Annotated in this window: 19 protein-coding genes; 5 read left to right on the forward strand and 14 right to left on the reverse strand. The window is 63.5% G+C overall.

Annotated elements, in window-relative coordinates; all coding sequences use genetic code 11:
* Positions 1-93: 93 nt before the first annotated feature.
* Together ACN0YJ_RS13235 and ACN0YJ_RS13240 are read left to right on the forward strand one after the other, a co-directional pair.
* Positions 94-438, forward strand: coding sequence for a hypothetical protein (locus tag ACN0YJ_RS13235; RefSeq protein ID WP_417489387.1), 345 nt, complete (start codon positions 94-96; stop codon positions 436-438).
* Positions 439-629: 191 nt separating this feature from the next.
* Positions 630-1,274 carry a hypothetical protein gene (locus ACN0YJ_RS13240; protein WP_417496481.1) on the forward strand — a complete coding sequence of 215 codons (645 nt, stop codon included), beginning with the start codon at positions 630-632 and terminating at the stop codon, positions 1,272-1,274.
* Here the strand turns inward: ACN0YJ_RS13240 and ACN0YJ_RS13245 are convergent.
* On the reverse strand, positions 1,271-2,281 hold the full coding sequence (locus ACN0YJ_RS13245; RefSeq protein WP_417496482.1) for an alpha/beta hydrolase: 1,011 nt from the start codon (positions 2,279-2,281) through the stop codon (positions 1,271-1,273). The genes ACN0YJ_RS13240 and ACN0YJ_RS13245 overlap by 4 nt on opposite strands.
* A gap of 134 nt (positions 2,282-2,415) precedes the next feature.
* On the opposite strand from ACN0YJ_RS13245, the gene ACN0YJ_RS13250 reads away from it, so the two are divergent.
* Positions 2,416-2,970 (forward strand): phosphoribosyltransferase, encoded by a 555-nt coding sequence (locus tag ACN0YJ_RS13250; RefSeq protein ID WP_417496483.1) that lies wholly within the window; start codon positions 2,416-2,418, stop codon positions 2,968-2,970.
* A 25-nt stretch (positions 2,971-2,995) separates the two neighbouring features.
* On the opposite strand, the gene ACN0YJ_RS13255 is transcribed toward ACN0YJ_RS13250, so the two are convergent.
* Positions 2,996-3,271 carry a type II toxin-antitoxin system RelE/ParE family toxin gene (locus tag ACN0YJ_RS13255; protein ID WP_417477517.1) on the reverse strand — a complete coding sequence of 92 codons (276 nt, stop codon included), beginning with the start codon at positions 3,269-3,271 and terminating at the stop codon, positions 2,996-2,998.
* A complete protein-coding gene (locus ACN0YJ_RS13260) occupies positions 3,268-3,525 on the reverse strand; it encodes a CopG family ribbon-helix-helix protein (protein ID WP_417477516.1) in 258 nt (85 codons plus the stop codon). The genes ACN0YJ_RS13255 and ACN0YJ_RS13260 overlap by 4 nt, the downstream gene beginning before the upstream one ends.
* A 249-nt stretch (positions 3,526-3,774) precedes the next feature.
* On the opposite strand from ACN0YJ_RS13260, the gene ACN0YJ_RS13265 reads away from it, so the two are divergent.
* Positions 3,775-4,920 carry a hypothetical protein gene (locus ACN0YJ_RS13265; protein ID WP_417496484.1) on the forward strand — a complete coding sequence of 382 codons (1,146 nt, stop codon included), beginning with the start codon at positions 3,775-3,777 and terminating at the stop codon, positions 4,918-4,920.
* Positions 4,921-5,095: 175 nt separating this feature from the next.
* Here ACN0YJ_RS13265 and ACN0YJ_RS13270 read toward each other — a convergent pair whose 3' ends face one another.
* The 7 genes from ACN0YJ_RS13270 to ACN0YJ_RS13300 all read right to left on the reverse strand — a co-directional run bounded on the left by ACN0YJ_RS13270 (position 5,096) and on the right by ACN0YJ_RS13300 (position 11,514).
* Positions 5,096-5,488 carry a VOC family protein gene (locus ACN0YJ_RS13270; protein ID WP_417496485.1) on the reverse strand — a complete coding sequence of 131 codons (393 nt, stop codon included), beginning with the start codon at positions 5,486-5,488 and terminating at the stop codon, positions 5,096-5,098.
* A 41-nt stretch (positions 5,489-5,529) separates the two neighbouring features.
* Positions 5,530-6,393: a carboxylating nicotinate-nucleotide diphosphorylase gene (gene nadC, locus ACN0YJ_RS13275; protein ID WP_417496486.1), complete on the reverse strand. Its 864-nt coding sequence runs from the start codon at positions 6,391-6,393 to the stop codon at positions 5,530-5,532.
* Positions 6,394-6,417: 24 nt separating this feature from the next.
* Complete coding sequence (locus tag ACN0YJ_RS13280; protein WP_417496487.1) at positions 6,418-7,956, reverse strand: L-aspartate oxidase; 1,539 nt, start codon at positions 7,954-7,956, stop codon at positions 6,418-6,420.
* 3 nt (positions 7,957-7,959) lie between these two features.
* Positions 7,960-9,099, reverse strand: coding sequence for a quinolinate synthase NadA (gene nadA, locus ACN0YJ_RS13285; protein WP_417496488.1), 1,140 nt, complete (start codon positions 9,097-9,099; stop codon positions 7,960-7,962).
* 158 nt (positions 9,100-9,257) lie between these two features.
* The gene (locus tag ACN0YJ_RS13290; protein WP_417496489.1) at positions 9,258-9,932 is read right to left on the reverse strand and encodes an RluA family pseudouridine synthase; all 675 of its coding nucleotides are present in this window, start codon (positions 9,930-9,932) and stop codon (positions 9,258-9,260) included.
* The gene (locus ACN0YJ_RS13295) at positions 9,929-10,897 is read right to left on the reverse strand and encodes an NUDIX hydrolase (RefSeq protein WP_417477509.1); all 969 of its coding nucleotides are present in this window, start codon (positions 10,895-10,897) and stop codon (positions 9,929-9,931) included. The genes ACN0YJ_RS13290 and ACN0YJ_RS13295 overlap by 4 nt, the downstream gene beginning before the upstream one ends.
* Positions 10,897-11,514 (reverse strand): HD domain-containing protein, encoded by a 618-nt coding sequence (locus ACN0YJ_RS13300; RefSeq protein ID WP_417477508.1) that lies wholly within the window; start codon positions 11,512-11,514, stop codon positions 10,897-10,899. Before ACN0YJ_RS13300 ends, ACN0YJ_RS13295 begins: the two co-directional genes overlap by 1 nt.
* Positions 11,515-11,693: 179 nt before the next feature.
* Between ACN0YJ_RS13300 and ACN0YJ_RS13305 the strand changes: the two genes are divergently transcribed.
* A complete protein-coding gene (locus tag ACN0YJ_RS13305; RefSeq protein WP_417477507.1) occupies positions 11,694-12,068 on the forward strand; it encodes a hypothetical protein in 375 nt (124 codons plus the stop codon).
* Positions 12,069-12,081: 13 nt separating this feature from the next.
* On the opposite strand, the gene ACN0YJ_RS13310 is transcribed toward ACN0YJ_RS13305, so the two are convergent.
* The 4 genes from ACN0YJ_RS13310 to ACN0YJ_RS13325 all read right to left on the reverse strand — a co-directional run.
* On the reverse strand, positions 12,082-13,185 hold the full coding sequence (locus tag ACN0YJ_RS13310; protein WP_417496490.1) for an acyltransferase family protein: 1,104 nt from the start codon (positions 13,183-13,185) through the stop codon (positions 12,082-12,084).
* 3 nt (positions 13,186-13,188) lie between these two features.
* Positions 13,189-13,986, reverse strand: coding sequence for a hypothetical protein (locus ACN0YJ_RS13315; protein ID WP_417496491.1), 798 nt, complete (start codon positions 13,984-13,986; stop codon positions 13,189-13,191).
* Between the two features lie 76 nt (positions 13,987-14,062).
* Positions 14,063-15,106 (reverse strand): TolB family protein, encoded by a 1,044-nt coding sequence (locus tag ACN0YJ_RS13320; protein WP_417496492.1) that lies wholly within the window; start codon positions 15,104-15,106, stop codon positions 14,063-14,065.
* Positions 15,106-15,308, reverse strand: a 203-nt coding sequence (locus ACN0YJ_RS13325; protein WP_417496493.1) for a 3-oxoacyl-[acyl-carrier-protein] synthase III C-terminal domain-containing protein, incomplete at its 5' end; no start/stop codon positions are given. The genes ACN0YJ_RS13325 and ACN0YJ_RS13320, both read right to left, overlap by 1 nt.

A 15,308-nucleotide genomic window follows, 5' to 3' on the forward strand; every position in this document is an offset into this window, starting at 1 on the left:
CGATTCTTGTTTCCCTTGAGACGGGAATTCCCTAGTCTGCGATCACGCGCGGGGGCGCCGATCCATTCTGGATCATGAAACGGGGAAATTTCTATGAAAACCATGATGATGGCAGCAACCGCGCTATTGGCGCTGACGGGTGCCGCTTTCGCGGACGGTGATATGTCCAATGCCTATGGCCATACCGTTCGCGTGACCGGCGGCGATGCCAGTTTCGATGCGACATTTTCCGAAGACGGTAGCTATTCCGACTCGCGCGGCGTCAGCGGCAGCTGGTCGCTGGGTGAGCAATTGTGCATTTCCGCGGCGACCGAAAGCGGCGTGCAGGAAAGCTGCGGCCCGTGGAATCCGGATCTCGCGGTTGGCGGAAGCTGGACAACGGAAGGCTGGGCGCCTGATGGCGCGATGATCACCGTCGAGATCCTGGCCGCCGAATAGGCCGGACGGATCAGTCCTGACACGCATCCCACGGGACAAGTGAGAGAGGGCGGCGCTTCGGCGTCGCCCTTTTTGGATTCCGCTCCGAACACATTTCCCCTGTGGCGTGTCTTGCCAAGACCTTGTCGCAATTGCACCCTAGACTGAGCAGAGCAGGGCGCGCGATCGGGCGGCGTCCGGGGGATATGACCATGCTGGCAATGCGTTTGTGGAAAATCTCGGCGACACTCTTCGTGTCGATGATCCTGGCCATGGTGATGCTGGCCGCGCTGTGGTTCTACCTGCCCGAATGGTTCTCCTGGGTGCAGGATGGTGCCGATATGCTTGAGGATGGCGTCGCCGCAATCCCGCTGCCGGAGAAAATCAATAACCTGGTCCGCATCTATGCCAGCGATGACAAGCTGGTCCTGCTGATCTTCACCATTATCGCCCGTGTTCTCCTGGCGCTGGTTGGCCGTATCCTTACCGCTGTCATGCCGCAGCCCAAGGTTAAGATCGCCGAAGACGGGATTATCGCCCAGATCGGCTCGACCATCGCCACGCTTTTCCTCGCCTTCGTGATCGCGATCCTGATGCTCTCCGCTATCGCCCTGTTCTGGGAGGCCGGCTTGCACCAGATGCTCAACGCCGCCGACTGGGTCGAAGATCAGCTGGCGCATCTGCCGATTGGTGGCCGCTGGCGGTCCGGCGTGCGGTTTGTCGTCTCCGACGACAAGATCCTGCTGCTCTTCTTCACCATCATCGCCCGCGCCCTGATCGTGGTCTTCGCGTCCAGTTTCGGCTCGGCCTGGCGTTCGATGACCGGCGGCGGGCGCGAGACCCTGGTGCGGACCTAGTCGGCCAGCGCTTTCGACAGGATCGGCAGCGAGACATCCATGCGGTAATCGACCGATGAGTGATCATCGGGGAATTCCTGATAGACGTGATCAACGCCCAGCGCGGTCAGCCGCTTGTGCATCCGCCGGGCGCCGTAGACCAGGTTATACTGGTCGACATCGCCGCAATCGATATACAGCGCCTTCATCGTCTTGAGGCCTTCGCTGCGGGTCTCGACCAGCTCCAGCGGATCCCATTTCTTCCACCGCTCCCAGGCGACGGGGTCCATCTCGCACGTGTCCATCGTCACCGGCAGCTTGATGCCGAGAAAGGCGTCGGGGTCGGGATCATAGGTCGCGGCCATCGCCAGGATCATCAGGGCGTGGATATCATCGCCGGCCGGCTTGAGACTGGCCTCGAAGGCCGTCATGAAGCTCTCGATCGTGCCGCCATGCTTGGCGATGCGGCGCAGTGTGTGGGCAAAGTCGGCGGCGAACATCAAATCAAAGCCCATATCGCCGGAATGGCAGGCGGCAGCCGACCAGATATCGGGATGCATCAGCGCATGCATCATGGCGCCATAACCGCCCGAACTCTTGCCGAACAGGCCGCGCTTGCCGGGCCCGCCGCAGCCATATTCGCCCTCGACGAAATCCAGCAATTCGGTCGTCAGGAAATCGGCCCAATTGCCCATCGCGATCGAGTTGACATACTGATTGCCGCCCAGCCGGGTAAAGCAATCAGGAAAGGCGATGACGCAGGGTGCCATCTCGCCGGATGCGATCAGCCGGTCGGCGCGTTCGGGCAGGTTCTCGCCGAAATTCTTCCACGCCGTGTGATAGGGCCCGCCGCCGGTAAAGCCGACGACATCGACCAGTAGCGGCAGCCCCGCCCCGTCATGGCCCGCCGGGATATAGACATCCACCCGCCGCAGCGTCGGATCGCCGAGCATGTTATTGGCGACAGCCTTGCTGTCGATCCAGTGCTGGACGACGCGGCCCTTGGGGCAATCGGCGGATTTGTGCATGGCGGGCTCCTGTGGCGCGGATGGTCCCCAATTCTCTACATCAATCAACCCTTTGTCATCCCCGGCGGCGGGACCCGGGACATGGCCCTGCTTCCCCCCTTGAGCTTGCCCGCCAATCACGCCAGCATCCCGGCATGGCCACTTTCAAAACCTACCTCACTGCCAACCATCTCCTTGCCGACAGCTTCCGGCTGGGCCGGCTGATCCATGAGAGCGGGTTCAAGCCGACCCATATCGTCGGCGTCTGGCGCGGCGGCGCGCCGGTGGGGATTGCGGTGCAGGAATATCTCGAATATCGCGGCCTCTCGACCGATCATATCGCGATCCGCACCGCCTCCTATACCGGCATCGGCCAGCAGGCCGAGGTGAGGGTGTTTGGCGAGGGCTATCTGGTCGACACGCTCAATGCCGATGACCGGCTGCTGATCGTCGATGATGTGTTTGATTCAGGCCGCTCGATCGAGGCCCTGCTCAAGGTCTTGCGCGCCAAATGCCGGCGCAATTTCCCCGCCGAAACCAAGATCGCCACGGTCTATTTCAAACCCGTCCGCAACAAGACCGAGCTGAAGCCGGATTTCTTCCTGCACGAAACCGATGACTGGCTCGTCTTCCCGCATGAGCTGTGCGGCCTGACGCCCGACGAGATCGCGGCGAAGGGCGAGGCGGGCAAGGTGGCGCTGGGGAAGTAGGGGCCAGGTAAGGCTTGTCCAGTCCTTACGGCCAGCTTTGCGCGCCATGCAAAACGCGCAGGATCGAGACCTCTGACTTGGTGGCGTGGTAGACGATGAAATAGGGCAGGCCCGGAACGACCAGTTCACGCGTGTTCGTCAGCCGTCCCGGACGACCCATCAACGGATAAAGTGTCAGGGCCTGGGCGGCGTCATGGATGCGGTTCCGGACCCGTATCGCGGCGGGGATATCGTCCTCGGCAATGCGGGCAACGGAGTGGGTCAGCTCTGTCATGGCGAGGGCTGACCAGCGCAGTTTCATCGGTCGGCACGTCTGAGCCTGGCGGCCTCGATGACATCGTCGAGCGAGGCCATCACCTCTTCATGCGTGAAGACATTGCCGGCCTCGACATCGCGAATGCCGGCCTTGATCGCCTCGATCATCCAGTCCTGATGGTCGAAATATTGCTGGATGGCCTCATTGACCACCCAGGAGCGCGAGCGGTCCTGGCTTTGTGCCAGCGCGTCGAGTTTTTCGCGCGAGGCGTCATCGAGGCGGATGGAGATATTTCTCATAACGACGTTTCCGTATTCACTGTGCGGACAGTTTAACACAGGAACATCGAAGGCAAAAGCTGCCCGTCGTGCCAGGCAGAGCCTGCCTTGAAACCCTCGCCAGCCTGGCCGGGATTTCAGGACGGGCTGTGGGCCGCACCGGGCCGAATCGCAAATCGGTAATTGCCAAGGGTTGGCCAATTGGCACGTTCCTCGAAACCCCGTTAAAGTTGCGGCGCCCCATGTGCGGGGCTCCAATCGGGGGCATCAATGGCGCTTCTACGCATCAAGCTTTGGACTTTGGTCGCCTTGATACTGGTGTCGTGTGACGGCGTCGTGGGCGGGAATGCGCGCTCCGATGGGACCGGTAGCGGAGGGGGAGGCTACATCCACCTCTTTGAAGTGTCGCCCGATACCGGTTGGCTGGCGTATACAAGGAGCCAACTTACGGATCGCGTTTTGCTGCATCGCATCTCCAGCGGCGAAACAATCAACCTCAGCCTGTTTGGCACAGGCTATGGTCGCGACCTGTCTGCTCGGCCTGTGCTTGTGCAACGGCTCGCCTTTTCTCCGTCTGGTCGCCAAATGCTGGTGCAGGCGCAGGTCGGAGGGGAGATGAGCCCAATGGCAATTATTCTCATAGATCTTCAAACTTTCAGCCGCAGGCAGTTTTTTCAACCTGACCGTTTGTATCGCGACGTTGTTTTCCACTCTGAAAACGAGCTCGCATACCTCCGCTCGCCTGAACAACTCGGTCACATGCAAACTGTCAGGTTGGAAGCGCTCTTTGACGAGCGGGCTTTTAGCGCGTTCGATGGGTTTGCAGGCTATCTCACCCGCCTCGATCTGAGATCCCTTGAGGAACGGGAGTTCTTCGAAGTCATCGATGACCCACGACCGCATTGGATAAACATCACATGGGCGGACAGCATCGGTGACGGGCGACTGGTCATCGGTGCGCGATCCTGGGATTTGTCGGCTTGCGGGGCGGGGACGAGAGACTATGAGGACGGCTTCACCCGGGATTCCGTCTATTTCTTTGTCCGACCAAACGCCGACGGTGTTAGCGGGGGATGCGACGGCGCGATTGAAGTGCGCGAAATTGGAGGTCAGTATATGGGGGTATTGCCGGAAACTGGCGCTGTCGTCACCAAAACCGCTGACGGCAACTACACTCTGGACGGCGAGGATTGGACGACGCTCAACGCAGTTCGGGAATCTCTGCAAACATTGCGAGCCCATGGCGCCGTTACCCCACGTATCGCCTTTGCGCGAGATGCTGTCGTGCTCCTCTCGCAGGCAAAGAACGACACAGTGAACGTCAGAGTCTGTGACCTGTCGGACTATATCTGTAATTCGTTTGAGGTTGACGAGACGCAAGCGACTGATTTGTTTGCCGCTCCGGACCCGCTGTAACCGATTGAGAGGCCGGTGCTGGTCACCCTCATTTGCCCTTCAGCCCTCTTCTCCCCAGGGGGAAGAATGTCGTGGTCCTGGTCGCGTCGCGCCGGAGGTGAGGTGTCTGTGCAGCGGCCAGAGCGCAGCTCTCAACCACGACTCCGAACCGAAACCCACAACGGATCGCCTCGCCTTATTTCTCCCGATAGAGCGCACACAGCTTGTTGCCGTCCGGGTCGCGGACATAGGATAGGTGCATGGTACCCATGCTGCCGGTGCGCGGGCCGGGCGCGTCTTCGATCGAGGTGCCGCCATGGGCGACGCCGACATCGTGGAAGGTTTTTACCTGTTCCGGGCTGTCACACTTGAAGCCGATCGTGGCGCCATTGGCGCAGCTGGCGGGCTCGTCATTGATCGGCTCGGTGATGCCGAATGTATTGCCGTCATGGCGGTAGAAATACCTCACATGCCCGGTCGCGGCGACATTGCGCATCGCCTCGCCGGCGCCGAGTGTGGCGAGCACGGCGTCATAGAATGTCTTTGACTTCTCGATGTCGCTGGCACCGACCATGATGTGATTGAACATGCTGATAGTCCTCCCTGAACAAAGCTGATGTCGGGCGGGGATCAGTCCCAGTCAAGCCCGATGTCGAAATTCGGTGCTGAATGCGTCAGCGCGCCGACCGAGATCACATCGACGCCGGTTTTGGCGATGGCGCCGACCGTATCGAGATTGACGCCGCCGGAGGCTTCCAGCGTGACTTTGCCGCCGGCCCGGGCGACAGCGGCCTCAAGATCGGCCAGCGGGAAATTGTCGAGCAGCACGCTCTCCGCCCCGGCCTCGATGGCTTCGGCGAGCTGGTCCAGCCGGTCAACCTCGACGGCGATGCGGGTCATGTGGCCGGCATGGGCTTTCGCGGCGCGGACGGCGTTGGCGACGCCGCCGCAGACGGCGACATGATTGTCCTTGATCAGAATGGCGTCATCGAGCCCGAAACGGTGCATGGCGCCGCCGCCGGCCTGGACGGCCTGGAGTTCAAAGGCGCGCAGGCCCGGCGTGGTCTTGCGGGTGTGGGCAATCCGCGCCTTTGTGCCCTCAACGGCATCGACATAACGCCGGGTGAATGTCGCGATCCCGCTCATCCGGCCCATGAAATTGAGCGCGATGCGCTCGGCCGCCAGCAAGGCGCGGGCCTTGCCCATCACCATGGCGATGATATCGCCGGCGGCGACGCTTTCCCCGTCCGCGATATGCCAGTTGACCAGCGCATCCGGGTCCATCTGCCAGATCGCCTCGATGCCGGGCTGCATGCCGCAGAACACGCCGGCATCGCGGGCCTTGAAGTAGAATTTCGCCTCCTCGGCGGCAGGAATGCAGGCCAGTGAGGTCAGGTCGCCGCGACCGCCCTGGTCTTCGGCCAGGGCACGGGTGACGGCCTCCTTGACGAGGAAATCGGGCAGGGGCGAAACGGTGATGGACGAAACGGGCATGAGCTTCCTTTCCGGGTCGCGGACCTATTCGGCCGGCGCGGTGTGCGCCAGGGCCGGGCCCGTTGAACGCGTCAGATCAGCCAGCGACAGGCGGGTGTGGCGGGCGACCGCATTGGTCTGCGGAAAGTCGGTCCGGAAATGGCCGCCGCGGCTTTCGGTGCGCGCGATGGCGCCCGCCGTGATGAAGCGCGCCGCGATCAGGGCATCGGCCTCGCCATGGCGTTCGATCATCGCCTCGATCAGGGCGCTCAGTTCGGCCAGTCCGGCACCCGTGCGCTCAACGCCGCAATGCCGGCTCATCGCCTGGCGCAGACGGGTCAGGGCGAGTGGCGGCAGGGCGGGAGGAATCTGCGCTGTTCCAGCCGCGGAGGCAGGTGCGGCGGACCGGTCCGGCGTGTCTGTCAGCACCCTTGCCACCCGTGCCGCACTGACCAGTCCTTCGGCCAGGGAATTGGAGGCGAGCCGGTTGGCGCCATGCAGTCCGGTCGAGGCACATTCGCCGATCGCCCACAGGCCCGCGATGGAGGTCCGTCCGTCAATATCGGTCGCCACCCCGCCCATGTGATAATGCGCCGTCGGGGCGACCGGGACGGGCTCGATGCGTGGATCAATACCGGCTTGGCGGCAGGCGGCGAAGACGGCCGGGAAACGCCTCGGGAAGGCCTCGCCAATCGCCGCGCGGCAATCGAGACTGGCGCCCTTGCCGGCGGCATTCTGTCGATGCACGGCGCGGGCGACTACATCACGCGGTGCCAGTTCGGCATCCGTGTGAATCGCCTTCATGAAACGGTGGCCGGAACGGTCGGTCAGGGTCGCGCCATCACCGCGCAGGGCTTCGGTGCACAAGGGTGCCGGGTCAAGCCCGGCATTGAGGGCGGTGGGATGAAACTGGATGAATTCAGGGTCCTGGATGATCGCACCCAACCGCGCCGCCATCGCCATCGCCTGCCCCTGGGCCCCGGCCGGTGTCGTGGTCAGCGCAAAAAGCCCGCCGGCACCGCCCATGGCGAGGACAGTTTCATCGGCAAGGATTTGAAGGGTCTCGCCGGTCGGTGAGCGGGCCACGGCGCCGGCACAGCCGCCTTCAGCATCGGGGATCAGAGCTGTGGCAGCCCAGCCATCACGGATCTCGACATGGTCTGCTACGCGCACGGCCGCGATTAGCGTCTGCATGATCGCCGCGCCGGCACCATCGCCGGTGACCCGGGCAACGCGGTGACGCGAATGGGCCGCTTCGCGCGACAGGGACCAGGCCTCGCCCTCCCGTTCGAAGGGCGCGCCCAGCGCTGCCAGGTCGCGCACTTCCTGCGCGGCACCGCTCGCCAAAGCCTCAGCGGCCTCGGCATCGACCAGACCGGCTCCGGCCTCAATCGTGTCGCGGGCATGCAGGGCCGGTGTATCGTCGCCGGCCAGTGCCGCAGACACCCCGCCCTGGGCCCAGCCGGAGGCCGCGCCTTCACCCAGCGGTGAACCCGTCAGCAGGATCACCCGGCGCGGTGCCAGCTTCAGCGCGGCCCAGAGGCCGGCAATGCCGGCACCGATGATGAGGACGGGGCGGGTCATGATCTAGACCGCGACGATCTCGACGAATTTTTCCTGTTTCGCCGGATCGAAGAAGGCCGGGGTTTTCGGCGCTGGCAGATCGAGCATCGCCTGCACCGAGGCGCGGGCGCGGGCCGCTATTTCTGGCTCGACGGTGACCTCATGCTGTTCCAGACGCAGGGCGTCATAGATGTTTTCCAGCGTGATGCGCTTCATGTGCGGGCAGAGATTGCACGGGCGGATAAACTCGATCTCCGGCACATCGATGGCGACATTGTCGGACATCGAGCATTCGGTGAGGAGCACAGCCTGCTTGGCGCCGCTCTTCCTGGCCCAATCGGCCATGGCGGCGGTCGAACCGGCGAAATCGGCGGCCTGCACGACTTCCAGCGGGCTTTCCGGATGGGTGATGATGACGATACCCGGATGGGCGTCGCGCAAATCCTGCACGTCCCCGGCCGTGAATTGCTCGTGGACCTCGCAGGAGCCCTTCCAGGTCAGGATGCGGATATCGGTCTGGGCCGCGACATTCTTTGCCAGAAATTCGTCGGGCAAAAGGATGACGGTGTCGGAGCCAAGGCTTTCCACGACCTGGACGGCATTGGACGAGGTGCAGCAGATATCGCACTCGGCCTTCACTTCGGCGGAGGTGTTGACATAGGTGACGATCGGCACGCCCGGATAGGCAGCGCGGATCCGGCGCACATCCTCGCCGGTGATCGAGGCGGCCAGCGAGCAGCCGGCGCGGGTGTCGGGGATCAGGACCTTCTTGTTCGGTGCCATGATCTTGGCGGTCTCGGCCATGAAATGCACGCCGGCCTGGACGATGATATCGGCATCGCTGGTCGCGGCCATGCGGGCCAGCGCCAGGCTGTCGCCCATCAGGTCGCCGACGCAATGGAAGATGTCGGCGGTCATGTAGTTGTGCGCCAGGATGACGGCATTCTTCTCTTTTTTCAGCTGGTTGATCGCATGGATCAGCGGTGCCTTGGCGGGCCATTCCAGCGGCGAGACGAAGTCTTTCACGCGCTCATAGAGATGATCCGTCGCCGCCTTGACCTCGTCCGTATAGGGCAGGGCCGGCGCGCCGGTCGTCGCCGGGGTGAAGCCGTCATTGCCGGTCTGGCGATCGCGGCCTTGGGTGAAGTCGAGAATTTCCATCATCACTCACTTTTGCTCGAATTGAGCATTACAGAGGTCCGAAAAAGGGCGATCCCGATATTCTGAAATCACCTTTTGCTCGAATTGAGCCTATCCAGGGAGAGGTTATATGCTCACCATGAGCACATAGCAAGGGGCGAAGCGTCGCGGGGGGCGTGCGTTCAGAACGGCACCGCGCTGCGCAGGCTCATCCATTCGCCGCCATCGGGGTGCCGGAATTCAAGCGTCTCCGCGTGCAGGCACAGCCGTTCGCTGGCGGCGAGCGCGTCTTCAGGCGCGTAGAGATTATCGCCCAGGATGGGATGGCCGAGAAAAGCCATGTGGACGCGCAGCTGATGCGTCCGTCCGGTCAGCGGCATCAGGCGCAATCGCGTGTGGTCGGCACCGGTCTCCAGCACCTGCCAGTCGGTGATCGCCGGGCGGCCATCGATCGGGTCGACATGCTGTTTGGGCCGGTTGGGCCAGTCCGACTTCATCGGCTGGTCGACGCGGCCGGCCGCCGCCGCCATCTGTCCCCAGACGAGGGCGATATAGGATTTGCGCGTCAGGCGCTTTTCAAACTGTTTGCCGATATGGGCATGGGCCCTGGGGTTCAGCGCCAGTACGATCAGGCCGGACGTGTCCATGTCGAGCCGGTGGATCATCGTGGCGCCGGGATATCTGGCCAGCACGCGCGCCTCGAGGCAATCGGCGAGCTCCGGCGTATTGCCGGCGACGGTCAGCAGGCCGGCCGGCTTGTCGAGTACGAGGATATGGTCATCGACATGCACAATCGGCAGCGGGCCGGCTGGTGGCGGATCATAGGTGAAGGGGCGTGGGCTGGCCGGAGCGCTCACGCCTGGAGCCGCGGTGTGGCCAGGCCCAGCGAGGGCAGGCCGGCCAGCGCTTCGCGGCGATAGCGGAAGAGTTCCGCCGGGCGGCCGCCAGTCAGGGCTTCCATCTTGCCGGTGCCTTCGACAAAGCCGGTACGGTCGAGGGCGCGGCGGAAATTCTGTTTGTGCAGGCGGTAGCCGACAATCCCCTCGACGACTTGCTGCAGCGCCGAGAGGGTGAAGAGTTCCGGCATCAGCTCGAACACGATCGGGCGATATCTCACCTTGCCGCGCAGGCGGATAATGGCGGTGGCGAGGATGCGGCGATGGTCGGATGCCATCGCCTGGCCCAGCCTGGGACCGGCTGGCGGCCCGTCGATCTGGCCATCGCGTTCGGCCTCATCAACCAGGCCCGCCTCGTAGAGAAGTTCGAACCGGTCGAGCGCGTGTTGTTCATTCCAGTTGGCGCCATCAAGGCCGAACGCCTGCTTGACCCGGTCATGGCGCGAGGCGCGGCCGCCCGGCGCTCCGGCCTCGTCAGCCCAGGCTTTCAGGCGCGGCACGATATCGGCTTCGATCATCTCCGGCTTGCCGGCGCGCCAGTCTTCCCAGGGAAAGAAGCTGTACCAGCCGCGCCATTGGCCACCGCCTTCGGGCGGCGGTGCCGCAACCGGGGTCAGGCCGAGATAGCCGATCGAGATGATGCGCGAATCTTCCAGACCCGACATTGCCGCGACCGGCGCCTCGCGGCCACGATCGCCAAAGGTGTAGAGCTGCTCGACATAGCCGAGCTGGAAGCGGGCCTGTTCGGCGACCCAGCGGCGCAGGCCGATTTCAAACGTGCGGTGTTCGGCCGGGTCGAACGGGCCGAAGGGCAGGGCGACATCGCTGCCGGCCTGCGGCACGATCAGCACTTGCGGCTGTTCGGTATCGGCGGCGAGGATCACCGCATTGAGGCCGACGACGATGGATTGTCCGGCCGTCGTCATCAGCTGGTTTCAAACTCTGCGAGCACGGTCTCGAAATGGTCGAGGAAGAGCTGCTGGGCCTGTTTGACGGGCAGGGGTCTGATCTCGATCTCCAGATCGGCGGGCGGCCGGCCGAAGAATTTCACGGATTCCGCGTGCGAGAAACCGGCAATTTGCGTCGCCTCGAAATAGGCGCAACAGACATCCGCGCGCTTGACCTTGCGCTTGACCTCTTTGGGCAGTTTCGGCGGCAGGCCGTAGCGCAGGTGTACGGCGGCTTCCAGCCGGTCCTCGAAATCGCGGTAATTGACGCCCAGCGCTGCCTTGAAGGGGCTGATCATGTCGCCGATCACATATTCCGGGCTGTCATGCAGCAGCGCCGCCAGGCGCCATTTATGCGGCGTGCCGGGATAAAGCTGGTCGAGGATTTCCAGCACCACGACCGAGTGTTCGGCGACGGAAAAGGCGTGGTCGCCCATCGTCTGACCATTCCAGCGCGCCACGCGGGCGAGGCCGTGCGCAATATCCTCGATCTCGACATCAAAGGGTGAGGGTTCGAGCAGGTTGAGCCGGCGGCCGGAGATCATGCGCTGCCAGGCGCGCGGGGCATCTTTCTTGGTCTTGGCGGCGGGCGGCATGGCAGAGGTCTCATTTCGCGGCGGGTTGCGGAAATAGCAGACCGGTCTGGCCTTCGCCACCGCGCGCTGAACTTAGTCCACAGTTGTCTGCGCCGCGATGTCGCAGTATCGCCGCCGTTGCGCGCGGCGGCAGGGCTGCATACATCAGGGGCTGGAAACAATCATCATTGGAGAAATCGATGTCGCTTACACGTGTTGTCATGCGCCTTGGCCGCAATCCGGATGCCGGTTTTCCCGACGGTGACGATCATCACGGCTATGTCGTGATCGCGCCCCTCGACAAGGATGGCAAGCTCGACACCGAGCTATGGCGTGCCAACAAGGCGGCGTGCACGGTTGACCGCTTCTCCCCCGATGCGACCGAGACCGCCGATGGCTGGCTCTCGCACCGCGGTTCACGCTGGTTCTTCCGCTATGATGAAGAGGAAGAGGGGCCGGACGAACCGGTCTACCGCCTCGGCGAGCATTCGATGCGGATCGGTGATTATCTCACCATCCATGAAGCCGATGGTGATGATCTGACTTACAAGATCACCGAGACCACACCGCTCTGACGGGTCGCAGGCCCTAGTCAGCTTCGCGGGCCGGCGCGGCCGTTCTGGTCTGGTTGATCAGGGATTTGAGACGCAGCAATATCGGCCGCTCCACGCCGTAATGACTGACCGCTCCGACCAGAAGGCAAGCGGCGAGACAGGCCGGGTAAAGCAGCCAGCCAGACCAGGCCCGCTCTGCCGCGGCGGTCGCAAGAAGCCGTGCCATGACGCCAATCACCAGGATATGGCTCAGATAGATCGAATAGGACCAGTCGCCAATGCGCGCGGCCAGCTTCGGCCATCGGGGTGCCCAGGCCAGCAGGCTGCCGCTGAGCCCGACCGCAAATGGCAGGAAGATCGCGACGCGGATCGTCCGGTTTTCGATGCCTGCCAGGCCCTGCGACCCGGTCCAGACCATGGCCAGCCCAGCGCCGGCGATGGCCAGAGCAAGCAGCGGCCAGCGGAAGCGGTCGAGGTGGCGGTAATGCGCTGACAGCATCGTTCCGGTCAGGAACAGCAGGTTGAACGGGCTGAAAATCAGGGTCAGCCAGGGCGAGGCCAGCGGTTCAGATTGAAGCGCCATTATCACGCTGGCGCCTGCCCAGACGCCGGCTGCCCATCCACGCATCGCCGGCGGGGCCAGCATCATCAACCCGAACGCCAGATAGAAATAGAGCTCGTGCGTCAGCGTCCAGCCGATCACCAGGATTGGCGGCGCCCCGGTAGGCAGGAGGAGGAGGGATGACCAGATGTCCAGTTCGCCGATGTCGCTGGTCAGGCTGTCGCCCATCACCCAGTATCCCGCAACGGCCAGGGCCGTGAAGAACCAGTAGAGCGGCAGGATCCGGTTGAGCCGGTTGACGTAATAGCGCCAGCCGGGGGCGGCTTTGCGGCTGTAGAGATGGTGAATGATGAAGCCTGAGACGACGAAAAAGACATCCACGCCGGCAAATCCCGCATAGGCGAAATCGCCGAGCAGGGGCTGTGGGAAAAAACGGACATTGGCTTGATAAAGGTGGGCGATGGCCACCAGCAGGACGGCAATCATCCGCAGATACTGGATTTCCGGAATCGTTTTGTGGGTGCCAGCGACGGTCATCTGCTTCCTGTAGACATCATCGGCGAGCGCCGCAAACATACACTAACGCCAATCGCGGCCCAGCGCCCTGCCCAATCGCTCTTTTCCGATCCCGGCAAGGCGGCGCAAATAATGCCGCAGGGGTGGCGGCTGCCGGCGAGGCCCCGCCTGCAGCAATTGCATGGCCCGCTCACCCGCCTCGCCGCTATCCCAAAGCTGGCGCCATTGATCATGGATGCTCCGGTCGCTGGCGAGAATCTCATCCAGCGCTTCATTCTGGCCATCGACCAGGGCGTCAAGCGTCTCGCCGGACATCCTGGGGGCGACATTGCGGCGCGCCAGACGGCCCCGCCAGCCGAGCGCCGCATGAAATGTCCGGGCCGCTTGATCGGATCTCTCGGTCAGCATCGCGATATAGCCGCCAGGGTGTTCTTTGAGCCGGGCCTCGAGCCGGGTGTAAATCTGGCTCCGGGCTCGCGCCAGATCTCCCAGATCAGCCTCCCCGGCATGAATGGCTTGCCCGAGCTTGCCTTCCTCCCGCCTGAACGTCTTCAGATGCGTATATTCCGACAATAATCTTGGCTTTGGCTCGCGTAGCCAGATGATCGCCGGGGCGTTGGGGAAAAGCTTGAGAAAGGCATCGGCCCGGTGCCCGTGAATCATTTGGCACCCGGCCGCCTCAACCAGTATCCGCGCTTCATCCTCCTGTCCGGAATCGATCAGTGCGAGCGCGCGGGTGGCGGTGTCGTTGCGGTCGCGTGCCTCAACCGAAACGAAACTCGCCTGCTGGCCGGCATTCGCCTCGATCATCAGGCGCCAGGCGGTGCCCGCGGTCTTGGGAATGTGGATCGAGATCAACACGGTCTGCGGCTTCTCCTGGGCGCCGGGCGGGTGTCCGCGCTTCCGGGGTGATCGATGGGCCCATTGTCGTGGTGGGTCAGTCCTGGTCGGCGACGACGACGGCAATGCGATCGGCATCCGCACTGACAGCGATGCGCGTGACACCGTTCAGGCCGAGGCCGGAGAGACTGGCAATTTCAACCCAGGCCGGTGACCGCGTCGTTGCCGCAGCGTCCGCCGGGACGGTGCCATAGAAGAGGGTGCCATCGGCGGTCGAGAAAAACCCGTCAAAGGCGAACATGCCCGAGAGCGGGCTGGTGATGCGCGCGAAGTGTGGTTCCATCCCGGGCAGGTCAAAGCCCGCCCGCAGCCTGCCGCTGGCAAAGTCGAGCCGGTGAACGGCAAAACCACCATCGGCCCGCTCCAGCGTGACCCAGGCACCATCGCCGTGCAGCGTTCGGGCCAGGGCGCCGCCGGGATTGTCAGCCACAGCCTGCACGATTTCCGGCTCGACCGAACGATCAATCAATTGCAGCGTATTGGGCTCACCCAGCGCAAAGGTGACGACATGGCGCATATCGCCGCTGAAAAGGTAATAGCCGACCGGCGCCAGATCCTCGGCGGCCCGGCGGTCTGAATTGTCGGCATTGGCCAGATAGGCATTGCCGGCATACCCCCCCGGCGGCTGGTAGATATAGGACAGCTCGGCTTCACCGGGCGGCACACGCGGCGAGTATTCGCTCTCATCCGGTGTGCGGGTGACCGGCGCAGTCTCGCCGCTGGCCAGATCGAGGCGCCAGATATCGGTTTCGCCGCTGGCATCATCGCCGGCGGTGTAGAGCAGGCCGGTGCCATCGGGCGTGAAGAAGGGTTGATTGTCATAGCCCGGGCGGATCACGCCGCCAGCCGGTGCGCCGATCTGCGGGCGGCCATCGACCCAGTCGAGCGCGAATATCCGGATGTCCGTACCCGGCAGGCCCGACGTCTTCTCGGCTGGTGCAGCCGCGTCACGCTCGACTGCCGGTGCCGCCGGGGCCTGCTGCTCCGCCGGAGCCTCGGCCGTCGGCGCCTGCATGCCTGTGCCATCGGGCGAACAGGCGATCAGGCCGGTGGCTGCGGCGAGGGCGAGGTAGTGACGCATCAGCGCTTCCTTATGGCCGCTGCGCCGACGCCGTAACCGGCACCATAGGCGCACATGATACCGGTCTCACCGGGCTCCATGTCATCCGAGTTTTTCTCGAAATTCATCACCACGCTCGACGATGAGGTATTGCCATATTCCTCGAGGATGGAGGGGGCGTTCTCCGGCGTGCGGTCGCGGCCCAGAATGCGTTTGGCGATCA

The sequence above is a fragment of the Maricaulis sp. genome (assembly GCF_048270095.1).
Lineage (GTDB): Bacteria > Pseudomonadota > Alphaproteobacteria > Caulobacterales > Maricaulaceae > Maricaulis.